General features: G+C 67.9%; 1 protein-coding gene. It reads right to left on the reverse strand.

Translation table 11 applies throughout. The annotated features are described in order from the left end of the window. A partial coding sequence (locus FFK22_RS42315; RefSeq protein ID WP_143957055.1) for an AMP-binding protein occupies positions 1–421 on the reverse strand: 421 nt, incomplete at both ends.

Below are 421 nucleotides of genomic sequence, written 5' to 3' on the forward strand. Positions count from 1 at the left end.
CCGATCGGCGGCTCGACGGCTCCGGACAGGCTTTGGCTGGCCGTGGCGCAGACCGTCGCTTCCGTCGGACCGTAGGCGTTGAACATCCGGTGGCCGGCCGACCACTGGCCGACCAGATCCGGAGGACATCTGTCGCCGGCGACGATCAGCACGCAGCTCTGCGGGACATCCTCCGGTCGCAGAGTCGCGAGGATCGGCGGCGGCAGAACCACATGGCTGACGACCTCCTCCCGCAGCAGGGCCGACAGGGACTCCCCGGCCAGAAGGTGTCCTTTCGGAGCAATGACCAATGTCGCTCCGGCCGACAGCGTCGCGGCGATCTCCCACGCCGCCGCATCGAAACTCGGCGACGCGAATTGGAGAAGACGGGACCCCTGCCGGATCTCGAACAGCGCCAGATGCGCACCGATCAGGCTCGGAA

The sequence above is a fragment of the Mycobacterium sp. KBS0706 genome, assembly GCF_005938675.2.
GTDB lineage: Bacteria > Pseudomonadota > Alphaproteobacteria > DSM-16000 > Inquilinaceae > Inquilinus.